At 68.9% G+C, this 14324-nt stretch carries 12 protein-coding genes; 6 read left to right on the top strand and 6 right to left on the bottom strand.

What is annotated here, in order from left to right:
• The first annotated feature begins 20 nt into the window (after nt 1–20).
• The 4 genes from CSC71_RS08700 to CSC71_RS08715 are packed head-to-tail and all read left to right on the top strand — an operon-like array spanning nt 21 to nt 4131.
• Nucleotides 21–1361: an FAD-dependent oxidoreductase gene (locus CSC71_RS08700; RefSeq protein WP_162373985.1), complete on the top strand. Its 1341-nt coding sequence runs from the start codon at nt 21–23 to the stop codon at nt 1359–1361.
• Nucleotides 1362–1407: 46 nt separating this feature from the next.
• A complete protein-coding gene (gene sbcB, locus CSC71_RS08705) occupies nt 1408–2850 on the top strand; it encodes an exodeoxyribonuclease I (RefSeq protein WP_162373969.1) in 1443 nt (480 codons plus the stop codon).
• A gap of 43 nt (nt 2851–2893) precedes the next feature.
• Nucleotides 2894–3580 (top strand): DUF2461 domain-containing protein, encoded by a 687-nt coding sequence (locus tag CSC71_RS08710; protein WP_162373970.1) that lies wholly within the window; start codon nt 2894–2896, stop codon nt 3578–3580.
• A gap of 2 nt (nt 3581–3582) precedes the next feature.
• Nucleotides 3583–4131, top strand: a complete 549-nt coding sequence (locus CSC71_RS08715) for a DUF2939 domain-containing protein (RefSeq protein WP_162373971.1) — start codon at nt 3583–3585, stop codon at nt 4129–4131.
• On the opposite strand, the gene CSC71_RS08720 is transcribed toward CSC71_RS08715, so the two are convergent.
• From CSC71_RS08720 to CSC71_RS15555, 5 genes are all read right to left on the bottom strand, one after another.
• Nucleotides 4118–4855 carry a spermine/spermidine synthase domain-containing protein gene (locus tag CSC71_RS08720; protein ID WP_246192097.1) on the bottom strand — a complete coding sequence of 246 codons (738 nt, stop codon included), beginning with the start codon at nt 4853–4855 and terminating at the stop codon, nt 4118–4120. The genes CSC71_RS08715 and CSC71_RS08720 overlap by 14 nt on opposite strands.
• Nucleotides 4852–5796: a 5'-nucleotidase gene (locus tag CSC71_RS08725; protein WP_162373972.1), complete on the bottom strand. Its 945-nt coding sequence runs from the start codon at nt 5794–5796 to the stop codon at nt 4852–4854. The genes CSC71_RS08720 and CSC71_RS08725 overlap by 4 nt, the downstream gene beginning before the upstream one ends.
• Nucleotides 5797–5854: 58 nt before the next feature.
• Nucleotides 5855–6358 carry a hypothetical protein gene (locus CSC71_RS08730; protein WP_162373973.1) on the bottom strand — a complete coding sequence of 168 codons (504 nt, stop codon included), beginning with the start codon at nt 6356–6358 and terminating at the stop codon, nt 5855–5857.
• Nucleotides 6359–6481: 123 nt separating this feature from the next.
• Entirely contained in the window at nt 6482–7249 is a 768-nt protein-coding gene (locus tag CSC71_RS08735; RefSeq protein ID WP_162373974.1) for an NAD kinase, read from the bottom strand.
• A 31-nt stretch (nt 7250–7280) separates the two neighbouring features.
• Nucleotides 7281–7535, bottom strand: coding sequence for a hypothetical protein (locus CSC71_RS15555; protein ID WP_246192099.1), 255 nt, complete (start codon nt 7533–7535; stop codon nt 7281–7283).
• A 296-nt stretch (nt 7536–7831) separates the two neighbouring features.
• Between CSC71_RS15555 and CSC71_RS08745 the strand changes: the two genes are divergently transcribed.
• Nucleotides 7832–8227, top strand: a complete 396-nt coding sequence (locus CSC71_RS08745; RefSeq protein WP_162373975.1) for an outer membrane protein assembly factor BamE — start codon at nt 7832–7834, stop codon at nt 8225–8227.
• Between the two features lie 277 nt (nt 8228–8504).
• Here the strand turns inward: CSC71_RS08745 and CSC71_RS08750 are convergent, their stop codons facing one another.
• A complete protein-coding gene (locus CSC71_RS08750) occupies nt 8505–13556 on the bottom strand; it encodes an NAD-glutamate dehydrogenase (protein WP_425501939.1) in 5052 nt (1683 codons plus the stop codon).
• A gap of 66 nt (nt 13557–13622) precedes the next feature.
• On the opposite strand from CSC71_RS08750, the gene CSC71_RS08755 reads away from it, so the two are divergent.
• Nucleotides 13623–14261, top strand: a complete 639-nt coding sequence (locus tag CSC71_RS08755) for a TetR/AcrR family transcriptional regulator (protein WP_162373976.1) — start codon at nt 13623–13625, stop codon at nt 14259–14261.
• Nucleotides 14262–14324: the final 63 nt, after the last annotated feature.

Below are 14324 nucleotides of genomic sequence, written 5' to 3' on the forward strand. Positions count from 1 at the left end.
TGCGCGAAAAACAACTGATCATCGTCGGCGCCGGCCTGGCCGGCAGCCTGCTCGCCACCCTGCTGTGCCGGCGCGGCTGGCAGGTGACGGTATACGAGCGCCGCGGCGACCCGCGGATCAAGGGCTACGAGTCCGGGCGCTCGATCAACCTGGCGCTGGCCGAGCGCGGTCGCCACGCGCTGCGCCGCGCCGGGGTCGAGGATGCGGTGATGGCGCAGGCGGTGATGATGCGCGGACGCATGGTCCACGTGCCCGGCGAGGAACCGCTGCTGCAGCGCTACGGCCGCGACGACAGCGAATCGATCTGGTCGGTGCACCGCGCCGACCTCAACCTGACCCTGCTGGAACTGGCGGAACAGGCCGGCGCGCAAGTGCATTTCTACCGGCGCCTGCACACCGTCGATTTCGGCGCCGGCTATGCGCGCTTCATCGACGATCGCGACGACCAGCCGTACGACATCCACTTCGACGTCCCGCTGATCGGCGCCGACGGCGCCGGCTCGGCGCTGCGCGCGGCGATGAACCGCTGGTCGCCGCTCGGCGAGCGCGTCGAGTTCCTCGACCACTCGTACAAGGAACTGGAAATCCCGCCGACCGCCGCCGGCGGCTTCGCGATCGAACCCAACGCGCTGCACATCTGGCCGCGCGGCCATTACATGTGCATCGCCCTGCCCAACCACGTGAAGACCTTCACGGTGACGCTGTTCCTGCCGAACGAAGGCGAGCCCAGCTTCGCCAGCGTGCACAGCGGCGCGGACGCGCAGGCGCTGTTCGAACGCGAGTTCCCCGACGCGCTGCCGCTGATCCCGAAGCTGCGCGAGGACTGGGAGAACCACCCGCCCGGCCTGCTCGGCACGCTGTACCTGGACCGCTGGCGCCTGGGCGGCCGCGCGCTGCTGCTCGGCGACGCCGCGCACGCGATGGTGCCGTTCCACGGCCAGGGCATGAACTGCGCGTTCGAGGACTGCGTGGCGCTGGCCGACCTGCTGGAGGCGAACGACGACGTCAACGCCGCCTTCGCCGCGTTCGAGAACGCGCGCAAGCCCAACGCCCTGGCGATCCAGAAGATGGCGCTGGAAAACTACGTCGAGATGCGCGACCGGGTCGACGATCCCGACTTCCTGCTGCAGCGCGAGCTCGAACGGCAGCTGCAGCACCGCCACCCGGGTCGCTTCGTCCCGCACTACACGATGGTCACCTTCATGCGCATTCCGTACGCGGTGGCGCTGCGGCGCAGCGAGGTCCAGCGCGGGATCCTGGTCGAAGCGACGCGCGGGCACGCCACGCTCGACGACATCGACTGGAACGCGGTCGATGCGCAGGTGCGGGCGCGGCTGGAGCCGCTGCAGGACACCGCCTGATCCGCCGCGACGGGCGGAGCCCGCCCCCACGGGTCATAATCGGCCGATGACAGCCAGCTTCCTGTTCTACGACCTGGAAACCTTCGGGCAGGACCCGAGGAAAACCCGCATCGCCCAGTTCGCCGCGCTGCGCACCGATGCCGAACTGAACCCGGTCGAGGAACCGGTCAGCTTCTTCGTCAAGCCGGCCGACGACCTGCTGCCCTCGCCCGTCGCCACGCTGATCACCGGCATCGCCCCGCAACAGGCGCTGCGCGAAGGCATGGCCGAAGCCGAAGCCTTCGCCCGCATCGCCGAGGAGATGTCGCGCCCGGAAACCTGCGCGCTGGGCTGGAACACGCTGCGCTTCGACGACGAATTCGTCCGCCACGGCCTGTTCCGCAACTTCTTCGACCCCTACGAGCGCGAGTGGCGCGGCGGCAACTCGCGCTGGGACCTGCTCGACGTGGCTCGGTTGTTCAATGCGCTGCGGCCGGAAGGCATCGTCTGGCCGCGGCGCGAGGACGGCAAGGGCACCTCGTTCAAGCTGGAACACCTCGCCGCTGCCAACGACGTCCGCGAAGGCGACGCGCACGAGGCGCTGTCCGACGTGCGCGCCACCGCCGGCATCGCGCGGTTGATGCGGGTCGCGCAGCCGCGGCTGTGGGACTACGCGCTGCAGCTTCGCGACAAGCGTTTCGCCGCGCGCCTGCTCGACGCCACCGCGTTGCAACCGGTGCTGCACGTCTCGCAACGCTATCCGGCCAGCCGCTTCTGCGCCGCGCCGGTGCTGCCGCTGGCGCGGCACCCGCGCATCGACACCCGCGTCGTCGTGTTCGCCCTGGAAGGCGCCGCCGCCGCGTTGCTCGGCCTCGATGCGCAGGAGATCGCCGACCGCCTGTACACGCCGGCGGCCGACCTGCCCGCAGGCGTGCAGCGCGTGCCGTTGAAGGAAGTGCACCTGAACCGCTGCCCGGCGCTGGTCGCGTGGAACCACCTGCGCGACGAGGATTTCTCCCGGCTCGGCATCGACCGCGCCGCGATCGAAGCCGCCGCCGCCGCACTGCGCCCGCATGCGGCGATGCTGGCCGAAAAGGTGCGGCAGGTCTACGCGGTCGGGGCCGAATATGCGAAGCCCGACGCCGATGCCTCGCTGTACGACGGCTTCATCGGCGACGGCGACAAGCGCAAGCTGGCCGAAGTGCGCTCGACGCCGCCGGAACACCTCGGCGACCGCGAGTTCGGCTTCCGCGACCCGCGCCTGCCGGAGCTGCTGTTCCGCTACCGCGCGCGCAACTGGCCGGAAACGCTGGACACCGGCGGCCGCGCACGCTGGGACGAATACCGCCGCCTGCGCCTGCTCACCGACAGCGGGCTGTCCGAGGTGACGCTGCCACGGTATTTCGAGCAGATCGCGGCGCTGCGCGGCGCGCATGCCGGCGATGGCGGCAAGCAAGTATTGCTGGACCAACTCGAAGCCTGGGGCCGCGAATTGCAGGCATCGCTGTAGGCGGGAAATGCCTGCCCCGCAGCGACGGGTTTATCATCCCGCCATGGCCACCTACTTCTCCGAAGCCAGCTTCAAGTTCCTGCGCGGGCTGGCGCGCAACAACAACAAGGCGTGGTTCACCGCGCACAAGCCGCAGTACGAGGAACACGTGCGGCAACCATTCCTGCGCCTGCTGGCCGACCTGCAGCCCGACCTCGCCGCGGTCAGCCCGCACTTCCGCTCCGACCCGAAGACCGTCGGCGGCTCGCTGTTCCGCATCTATCGCGATGCGCGCTTCTCCAACGACAAGTCGCCGTACAAGTCCTGGCAGGGCGCGCGCCTGTACCACGAGCGCAGCAGGCAGGTCGCCGCGCCTTCGTACTACATCCACCTGCAACCGGGCGAATGCTTCGTCGGCGCCGGCCTGTGGCATCCGGAGCCGGACACGCAGCGCAGGGTACGCCAGTTCATCCTCGACAACCCCGGCAGCTGGAGGGCCACGGCGCACGGGGCGAAGTTCCGCAAGCGCTACGACCGGGAGGACAGCGAGAAACTGAGCCGCCCGCCGCGCGGCTTCCCCGCCGACTTCGAATTCATCGACGACCTCAAGCACCGCAACTTCGTGTTCTGGCGTTCGATCGACGATGCGACGATGGCCGGACCGCGGCTGCGCCAGGTCCTCGCCGCCGATTTGGCCGCGCTGGGGCCGTTCGTCGACTACCTGTGCGCCGCGCTCGACCTGGAGTTCTGACCATGAAGAAGTGGATCGCGCTGGCCCTGGTCGCATTGCTGGCGCTGCTGGGCTATGTCGCCGCCGGGCCGTACCTCGCGATCCACGGTATCCGCAACGCGCTGGCCGAACAGGACATGGGCAAGCTGGAACGGCATGTCGATTTCGCCGCGGTACGGGTCAACCTGCGCGCGCAGGCCGAGGACTGGCTGGCGCGCAAGGCCGGGCCGGACGCGCAGTCGAACCCGTTCGGCGCCTTCGCCCTGGGCATCGCCAACGAGCTGGCCAGTACCGGCATCGACACGATGGCGACGCCCACCGGGATCGCCGCGATCCTGCAGGGCCGCTCGATGTGGAAGCAACTGATCCGCGACACCGTCGATGGCGACGCCTACTCGAAACCGAAGCCGGTGGATCCACTGAAAGACGCGAAGATGCGCTACGAATCGCCCTCGCGCTTCACCGCCAGCGCGGTCGACGCGCAGGGCCGGACCACCTTGTTCGTGTTCACCCGCGATGGCTTGCGCTGGAAGCTGACCGATATACGCCTGCCGCAGCTCAACGCACCTTGAGCAACGCGTCGCGCAGGCGTTTCAGGCCCGGCAGCAGTTGCCGGCGCGCCAGCCACGGCATGCCGGCGACGGCCGCGGCCGGATCCAGCGGGCGCGGCGGTTCGCCGACCCACGCGAACACCACCCTGTTGCTCATCTTCGGCTCGTCCAGCACCACGACCTTGTCTTCGAAGGCGCGGCAGATGTTCTGCCGGTGCCGACGCGTATCGGTGTCGTACAGGTTCACCGCCAGCACCCCGCCGTCGCGCACGCTGGCGCGGCAATCCGCGTAGAACTCCTTCGTCGACAGCGCCTCGGGCAGCCCGTAGGCGTCGTAGGCGTCCAGCAGCACCAGGTCCCAGGCGTCGCGGCGCTGCTTCAGCACGCGCGCGGCGTCGCCCAGCGTGGCGCGGAAGCGCCCGTCGTCCGGCGGGACGTGGAACTCGTCGCGCAAGGCCAGCACGTCGGCGCTGCTTTCGATCGCCTCGATCCGCGACTGCGGCAGATAGCGATGGCAGAACTTCGCCTGCGAACCGCCGCCAAGGCCGACGATGCCGATGTCGCGCGGGCGCGGGTTCAGCAGCAGCGCCGCGAGCATGGTCCGGGTGTAGCCGACGTCGAGCAGGTGCGGGAACAGGTTCGACATCCGGCTCTGCGTCACCGAACCCTTGAACTGCAGCGAGGTATGCCGCCAGCCGCGGTCGACCCAGGGCCGCCCGCCCCGCCACTTCGGGTTCCGGGTCATGCGCCGTCGCCGGTCGGCATGTTCGCCACGCCGTGCGGCACGTGCCCCGCGGCGACGTGCCGGCGCGCGCTGTCGATGTTGTGCTGCGAGTCGTCGAAGAAGATGTCGGCGCCGAAGGCTTCGAGGAACGGCCCCTTGTGGCGGCCACCGAGGAACAGCGCCTCGTCCAGGCGCACCCCCCATTCGCGCAGCGTGCGGATCACCCGTTCGTGCGCCGGCGCCGAACGCGCGGTGACCAGCGCGGTGCGGATCGGCGCGTCCGGCCCGGCCGGGAACACCTGCTGCAGCTCGTGCAGTGCCGACAGGAAGCCGCGGAACGGCCCGCCCGACAGCGGCTGGCGCGCGTTCTCGCGCTCGTGCCGGCCGAAGGCCTCGACGCCCTGTTCGCGGCTGATGCGCTCGCTCTCGTCGCCGAAGATCACCGCGTCGCCGTCGAAGGCGATGCGCAGCTGGTCGCGGCGGTGCGCCGGTTCGTCGGCCTTGGTTTCCGGCGCCCGCGCCGGCAGGATCGTCGCCGCGGCGACGCCGGCATTGAGCGCGCGCCGCACCGAATCCGGGTTCGCCGACAGGAACAGATCGGCACCGAACGGCCGGATGTACGGCCAGGTCGGTTCGCCGGAGGTGAACGTGGCGCGGACGATGCCCAGGCCGTAGTGCTGGATCGAGTTGAAGATGCGCAGGCCGGTGTCGGCGGAGTTGCGCGACAGCAGGATCACCTCGACCCGCGGCCGGTCCGGCGGTGCGCCCGCATTCAGCGCCAGCAGCTTGCGTACCACCGGGAAGGCCATGCCCGGCGGCAACGGGTCGTCCTCGTGGCGGCGCTGGTATTCGCTGTAGGCCTCGACGCCCTCGCTTTCGTAAAGGAAATGGCTTTCCTCGAGATCGAACAGGGTGCGCGAGGTCACCGCGACGGTCAGCAGGCGGGGATCGTTGTCGGCCATGTGCGGATTATCGCGCCCCGGCGTCGCGCCGGGCGAGATTTCCCCGCCTGGCCGCCGGTCAGTCGTCCAGTTGGCGCGAATCCACCACGAAGCGGGCCGGCGGGCCGCGCAGGTTGTCGTGGGTGACCCCGCGCACCTCGACCTCCATCACCAGCGGCTTCTGCAGCGCCGGCGGATCGTCGGGCCACATGAACAGCACCTCGTTGCGCTTCTTGTCGCTGGTGACCGCGACCGGTTCCGCAGGGAACACCGCGTACGGCGACTCCATCGCGACCACGTGGAACTCGAAGCCGACCTCGTCGACCTTGTAGTCGCCGCCGGGCCATTTCAGGTCCACCACCAGGATACCGGTGCCGTCGCAGCTGCCCGGCACGCCGCCGATCCCGCGGGTGATGCTTTCCACCTTCAGCTTCGGCGCTTCCATCGTATCCGGCAACGCATCGGACGACACTGCGCCTTCGTTGATGCGGAACGGCTCCAGTCCGGTATCGAGAGAGCACGCCGCGGAAGCGGTCGCCGCTTGCAGCAACAACGCCGGCAACAGAGTGAACTGCACTTTCATCACGTCCCCCATTTCGACAAACAGTGTGACGCCCGTCGCATGTTCCTCCCAAACATGACGGGTCGGCCACGACCATACCCCATCCGCGCAGCGAGTTGTAGGGGCGCGGCCGCGCGGCGTGATTCAGACCACGAACTGTTCGCTGAGGATGCGCTCCTCGAGGTTGTGCTCCGGATCGAACAGCAGCGTCACCATGCGGTCGCGCGATTCGCGGACGGTCACCTCGACCACGTCGCGGACTTCGTGCGAGTCGGCGGTGGCGCTGACCGGGCGCTTGTAGGGGTCGAGCACGCGGAAGCGGAACTCGGTATCGGCCTTGAGGATGGCCCCGCGCCAGCGCCGCGGCCGGTACGCGGCGATCGGGGTCAGCGCCAGCGTGTTCGAACCCAGCGGCAGGATCGGCCCGTGCGCGGAATAGTTGTAGGCGGTGCTGCCGGCCGGCGTGGCGACCAGCACGCCGTCGCAGATCAGTTCGTCGACGCGGGTCTGGCCGTTGAGGTCGATGCGCAGGTGCGCGGCCTGGCGGGTCTGGCGCAGCAGCGAGACCTCGTTGTAGGCGAGCGAATGGGTGGTCGTCCCCGATTCGGTCTGCGCGGTCATTTCCAGCGGGCGCAGCTTGGCCGGCTCGGCCGCGGCGATGCGCTCGAGCAGGCCGTCGGATCGGTAGTGGTTCATCAGGAAACCGACCGTGCCCAGCTTCATCCCGTACACCGGCTTGCCGAGCCCGCCATGGCGGTGCAGCGTCTGCAGCATGTAGCCGTCGCCACCGAGCGGGCACAGGATATCGGCCTCCTCGGGCGCGACATTGCCGTGCTGCTTCACAATGTCGGCCAGCGCGTGCTGCGCATCGTCGACAGGACTGGCGAGGAAGGCGATGCGGGGCTGGGTCATGGGCGAAGAATAACGGCTAAACGGGTCAGGTTCACTTATCGCGGGCCCTGGCCTGTGCGCCGGCCCGAAGCGTACCGGTGCGGCCTTGCCGCGCGTTGAACAGGCCAACGCAGCTGCGTCCCGGCATCTGCATCATCCCCGATGCGCAGCCGCGTCCTGGCGGCGTTTCCGGCAGGGGCACGCGGTTGTCCATCAGCACGTAGGCATGCAGGCGGCGACCAGTCGCAACCAGCGCCTGCCGCAGCAGCAGCAGATGGCATTGGCGGCCTTCGTTGTCAGGAAACACGGCAAACGGTCATTGCCCCGCCGGAGGACGTGCTGGGGAATGCCGGACAGGCCGAATCGAGGAAGTCTGGCCATGCACACAGTCTCGGCCACGCGGCCTGGCGACATATCGGGACAGCAACCGGCGCGGCGTACGGACTTCCCCGCTATGGAAGTGAACCCGACCCCGTTCGGCAACCCGCTCGGCCCTTTGCTGCTGTGCGGAACACGGCCGACTTTTGCTGTGCTATAGATCGGCCACCCGGCGTCCATCACCGGAAAGTTTGCAGGTTTTCCCATCCATCAGGAGGAAACACCATGCGTATTCTCGCTTCAGGCGTGCTCGCGCTGATCGCGTTGCCCGCCGTAGCCGGCACGCCAACCGATGCCCGGATGGCCGAGCGCCTGGCGGCACTCGAAAGCCGGGTGGCGCAGTTGGAATCGTCATCCGCCCGGGTCGATCCGCAGTTCAGCAGCAAGGCCCAGGTCAGTGGCAACTGGCACCGGTGCAAGCAGGGCATGAGTAGGGCCGAGGTCCAGTCCCTGCTCGGCCGGCCGATGGTGGTGCCGCAAAGCCTGCGCGATGCGGCCAAGCTGTATCACGGCTCGGAAGTGTGGCTCTACCGCACTCAAGCCAAGTTGGGTCCCGGTTACGTGATCTTCCGCGACGACAAGCTGGTGGAGTGCGCCATCCCGCAGTTCCATTCGGCGTAAATCGAAAAGCGCGGTCAGGTTCTTCCCGAAGCCGGGCGGAGGCGCCTCCGTCCGGCTTTCCTGCATGCCGGGACGGGAAAGCGGGAGGGCTGGCCCTGGTGAGCGGCAATCACCGGAACGCGGGTGATTGGAACCGGCGCGTCAGTACCTGGAATTCGAACCACCATCCCACCGGGCTCGGCCCGCGGAACCTCCGCAAGCCGGCAAACAGGGGGCAGGTTCACTTGCCAAGCGATCACGCGCCGTCAAGCAAACCCGACCCCGTTCGTGGAAAGCGTCATCCCGCCAACTGCGACAACCGCTGCACCGCCACCGACGCGGTCGGGTAGTCCAGCGTCTTCTGCCCGGCCAGTTCGTTGAGCATGTTCAGGGTGAAGCGCAGGCTGGCGTCGTCGCGCGACAGCCAGCTGTGCACCTTCGCTTCCGGCGTCGAACCCGGCATGCCCAGCACCTGGCTGGTCAGCTGGCGGTGGCGCGTGCACAGCTCGTCGCGCAGCACGCCGCGCGCGACCGCGTGCCAGCGGCCGTCGACCTGCAGCGCGTCGACCTGCTGCAGCAGCCACGGCAGGTGCAGCGCCTCGCCGATGCGGTAATGCACCTTCGACACTTCCACCGGCTTGAGCTTGTGCGCCAGCGCGTCCTCGATGATGTCGCTGGACGGCTCCAGGTACGGCAACGCCGCGATCTGCCCGGCCAGCGCCGGCGGCAGGCCCTTGGCCTTCCACTCGCGCAGGCTGGCCTCGTACGGCGGGCGCAGCGGCGCCGGCAGCACGCCGTCGGCGGCGCGGGTGTCGTTGTAGCCGTCGTGGGAGCGCGCCACCGCACTGGCGATGTCGGGGATCGGGCCCGGGCGGTTCAGCAACCAGCGGGTGAACGAGCGCTGCAGGTTCCAGATCACCTGCAGGGCGTCGATCTGCACCGACTCCGGCACCTTGCCGTCGAGCGCGTCGATCTGCTTCCACAGCGCGCGCGCGTCCAGCGTCTCGCGGGTGATGGTGAAGGCCTTGGCGACCTCGGCGGTGCTGCGGCCGGTGTCCTCCCGCATGCGCAGCAGGAAGGTCGCGCCCATCCGGTTGATCGTCGAGTTGGTCACCGCGGTGGCGATGATTTCGCGCTTCAGCCGGTGCTTCTCCATCTCCGCGCCGTACTTCTTCTGCAGCGGCAGCGGGAAATAGCGTTGCAGCTCCTTCGACAGGTACGGATCCTCGGGGATCTCGGAATCGAGCAGCTGCTGGTACGCGACCAGCTTCGAATACGACAGCAGCACCGACAGCTCCGGCCGGGTCAGCCCCTGCCCGCGCGCCTTGCGTTCGGCCAGTTCGGCGTCGGACGGCAGGAACTCGATCTGCCGGTCCAGCAGGCCCTGCGATTCGAGGGTCTGGATGAAGTGCTGCTTGGAGCCGATCCGCGACACGCTCATCCGCTCCATCAGGCTGAGCGCCTGGTTCTGCCGGTAGTTGTCGGTCAGCACCAGCTCCGCGACTTCGTTGGTCATCGCCGCCAGCAGCTTGTTGCGCGCCGGCATCGCCAGCTTCTTCGCCTGCACCGCGGCGCCGAGCAGGATCTTGATGTTGACCTCGTGGTCGGAGGTGTCGACGCCGGCCGAGTTGTCGATGAAGTCGGTGTTCAGCAGCACGCCGTGCCTGGCCGCCTCGACGCGGCCGAGCTGGGTCATGCCGAGGTTGCCGCCCTCGCCGACGATCCGGCAACGCAGTTCGGAACCGTTGACGCGCAGCGCGTTGTTGGCGCGGTCGCCGACGTCGGCGTTGCTTTCGCCGCCGGCCTTGACGTAGGTGCCGATGCCGCCGTTCCACAGCAGGTCGACCGGCGCCTTGAGGATCGCGCTCATCAGCTCGACCGGCGACAGCGACTTCACGCCCTCGGCGATGCCGAGCGCGGCGCGCGCTTCCGGCGTGATGTCGATCGACTTCAGCGAACGCGCATAGATGCCGCCGCCCTTGGAAACCAGCCTGGCGTCGTAGTCGGCCCAGCTGGAGCGCGGCAACGCGAACATGCGCTGGCGCTCGGCGAACGAGGTCGCCGCATCCGGGTTCGGGTCGATGAAGATATGGCGGTGGTCGAACGCGGCCAGCAGCCGGGTGTGCTTCGACAGCAGCATGCCGTTGCCGAACACGTCGCCGGACATGTCGCCGATGCCGACGCAGGTGAAGTCCTCGGCCTGGCAGTCGCGGCCCAGCGCGCGGAAGTGGCGCTTGACCGATTCCCATGCGCCGCGCGCGGTGATGCCCATGCCCTTGTGGTCGTAGCCGACCGAGCCGCCGGAGGCGAAGGCGTCGCCCAGCCAGAAACCGTGGTCGATGGCCAAGCCATTGGCGATGTCGGAGAACGTGGCCGTGCCCTTGTCGGCGGCAACGACCAGGTACGGATCGTCGCCGTCGTGGCGGACCACGTCCGTCGGCGGGACGATCTTCCCGCCGACGATGTTGTCGGTCAGGTCGAGCAGGCCCTGGATGAACAGCTTGTAGCAGGCGATGCCCTCGGCGAGCTGCGCGTCGCGGTCGCCGCCGGCGGGCGGACGCTTCACGTAGAAACCGCCCTTGGCGCCGACCGGCACGATCACCGTGTTCTTCACCATCTGCGCCTTGACCAGGCCCAGCACCTCGGTGCGGAAGTCCTCGCGGCGGTCGGACCAGCGCAGGCCGCCGCGCGCGACCGGGCCGAAGCGCAGGTGCACGCCTTCGACGCGCGGGCTGTAGACGAAGATCTCGCGGTACGGGCGCGGTTTCGGCAGGTCCGGCACCTTCGCCGAATCGAACTTGAAGGCGATGGTCGGCCCCGGCTGGCCGTCCTTGCCGGCCTGGTAGTAGCTGGTGCGCAACGTCGCTTCGATCGCGCCGATGAAGCTGCGCAGGATGCGGTCGTCGTCGAGGCTTTCGACGCGATCGAGCAGCTTCGTCAGGGCATGGTGCGTCGCTTCGGCCTGGCGCTCGCGCGATTCGCCGCGCGCGTCGAGCACGGGGCGCAGGATTTCCTTCGCCGCCTCGTCGTCGCCGACCAGCGCGCGCAGTTGCGCGGCGAAACGCTCCTGGCCCCGGCGGATCTCGGCCTTGCTCTCGCGCCCGGTCGCCGGGTCGAAGCGCGCCTCGAACAGCTCGACCAGCAGCCGCGCCAGCAGCGGATAGCGGTTCAGCGTCGCCTCGACGTAGCTCTGCGAGAACGGCACGCCGGTCTGCAGCAGGTACTTGAAGTAGGCGCGCAGCACCGCGACCTGGCGCCAGTGCAGGCTGGCGCGCAGCACCAGCCGGTTGAAGCCGTCGTTCTCGGCGTCGCCGCGCCAGACGCGGACGAAGGCCTCGGCGAAGGCTTCGGCACGCGCCTCGACGTCGATCTCGCCGGCGGCTTCGACCTCGAATTCCTGGATGTAGGCGGTATCGCCGTCGATGCCGAGCCGGAACGGATGTTCGGAGATCACCCGCAGGCCCATGTTCTCCATCAACGGCAGCGCGTCGGACAGCGGGATGTCGTCGCGGCAGCGGTACAGGTTCAGGCGCAGCGGGCCCTCGCCGGCCGGATGCTTCGGCGAACGGTGCAGGCTCAGGCGCAATCCGTCGCCGTCGCCGAGCGCGGCCAGGTGCTCGACGTCGTTGGCGGCGATTTCCGCCGACACGGTCTCGATGTAGCCGGCCGGCAGCGCGCGGCCGTAGCGCGCGGCGAGCTCCAGGCCCTCGCCTTCGCCGTGGCGCGCGATCAGGATCTCGCGCAGGTCGTCCTGCCAGTTGCGCAGCAGGTGGGCGACGCGCTCTTCCAGCGTGGCGGTGTCGACCTCGACCTTCTGCCCCGGCTTGGGCCGCACGATCAGGTGCAGCTGCGCCAGCGGCGACTCGCCGAGCGAGACGCTGGAATCGACGTATTCGCCGTTCAGCGATTCCTTCAGCAGCGCCTCGATGCGCAGGCGCACGTCGGTATTGAAGCGCTCGCGCGGGATGTAGACCAGCGCGGAGATGAAGCGGCCGTACTTGTCGCGGCGCACGAACAGCTTGCTGCGCACGCGCTCCTGCAGGCCGAGGATGCCGATCGCGGTGCGGTACAGCTCTTCCTCGTTGGACTGGAACAGTTCCTCGCGCGGCAGCGTTTCCAGGATGTGGCGCAGCGCCTTGCCGCTGTGGCTGCTCGGCGCCAGCGCCGACTTCGCCATCACGTACTCGTGGCGCTGGCGCACCAGCGGGATCTCCCACGGCCGGCGGTTGTACGCGCTGGAGGTGAACAGGCCGAGGAAGCGCTGCTCGCCGACGATCTTCCCGGCGGCGTCGAACTCGAGCACGCCGATGTAGTCCATGTAGCCGCTGCGGTGCACGCGCGAACGCGCGTTGGTCTTGGTCAGGATCAGGGCTTCCTTCAGCGCGGAAGCCGTGTTCAGTTCGTTCGCCGCCAGCGTCGAGACCGGGCGCGCCGGCGACTTGTCCTTGCCGCGCATCAGGCCCAGGCCGCTCGCTTCGACCGGCGCCAGCACGTCAATCTTCTTTCCGTCCGCGCCTTCCTGCTTCTCCACGCGGTACTCGCGGTAGCCGAAGAAGGTGAAGTGGTCGGCCGCGGCCCAGCGCAGGAATTCCTGCGCCTCGCGCCGGCTGGCGTCGTCCACCGGCAGGCGCCGCGTGGTCAGGTCGTCGGCCAGCGCCAGCATCTTCTCGCGCATCGTGCCCCAGTCGGCGACGATGCCGCGCACCTCGGCCAGCACGCTGCGGATGCGCGCCTCGATCTTCGGCATCTGTTCGGCCGGCTGGCGGTCGATCTCCAGCAGCATCAGCGATTCGGCCTTGCCCTCGCCGACCGCGGCGATGCGCCCGGCCTTGTCGCGCTGGAAGCGGATCACCGGATGGCCGAGCACGTGCACGCCGACGCCGAGGTCGGCCAGGGCGATGCTGACCGAGTCGACCAGGAACGGCATGTCGTCGTTGACGATCTGCAGCACCGAATGCGACGACTCCCAGCCATTGCGCTCCAGCGTCGGGTTGAACACGCGCACGCTGGCGCTGCCGGGCTTGCGCGTGCGCGCGAAGCCGAGCATGTCCATCGCCAGTGCGGCCCACGCCTGCGCGCTGTGCAACGGGTATTCATCGGCCTCCATGCGCTTGTAGAAGCTCTCGGCGAACGCCACTGCCTCCGCCTGCTTCGCCACCGGCAGTTGCCGGCGCAGCGCGGCGAAGATCGGCGCGATGCTGAAGGAAGGCGTTTCGCTTGCGCGGTTCGCGGTCGCGTCGTTGCGTGCTGCCGGGTTCTTCTTCGGGGCGGGCTTGCCTGCCGGTTTCGCGGCGGTACTGCGTTTGATGCGGGCCATGTCGTCGTCGCTGGAATGCAATTGGTCGCGCATTGTAACGCCGGGTTCGCAACAACAAGGCACTGTCAAAATTCTGAACTGGACGGTATAGTCCAATCCATGCAGCCCGCCAGCGCACCCACCCCCGCCGCGACCGAGCGCCTGCGCCGCGTGCGCCAGGCCGTGCGCGAACTGGTCGCCGAACAGGGGCTGCGCTTCAGCATGGACGCGGTGGCGCTGCGCGCCGGCTGCTCCAAGCAGACCCTGTACGCACAGTTCGGCAGCCGCCAGGAACTGCTGCGCAGCGTGGTGCAGGAACACCTCGACCAGGCAACCATTCCGCTGCGCAACGACGGCTCCGACCTGCGCGAAGCCCTGGTCGCCTTCGCGATCGAGCACCTCGAGCGCCTGTCCGACCCGGAGGTGCTGGCCAGTTGCCAGCTGATCAACGCAGAAGCCCGGCTGTTCCCCGAAGAGACCCGCTCACTGTTCCTCGACGGCCATGCCCGGCTGGAACAACGCCTGGCGGCGCGGCTGCAGCAGGCGATGCGGCGCGGCCGGCTCAGGCATGACGATCCGCACTTCGCCGCCGAGCTGCTGCTGGGCATGATCGTGGGTTCCGATTTCGAAAGGCAGCGCTTCGGTGTGCCGCACCGCGACACCCCCGCGGCGCGCCGGCAGTGGGCGGAATCCGCCGTGGAAGCCTTCCTGCGCGCCTTCGCGCCGGTGGCGACGGTGATGTCGATCCACGGCGCCTAGAAACGTCGTCCTGCAAGCGTCGCAATTCCTGCACCCCCCGATCCGCATAATCCACCCCGTTCC

The organism is Pseudoxanthomonas sangjuensis (assembly GCF_010211755.1).
GTDB classification, from domain to species: Bacteria; Pseudomonadota; Gammaproteobacteria; order Xanthomonadales; family Xanthomonadaceae; genus Pseudoxanthomonas_A; species Pseudoxanthomonas_A sangjuensis.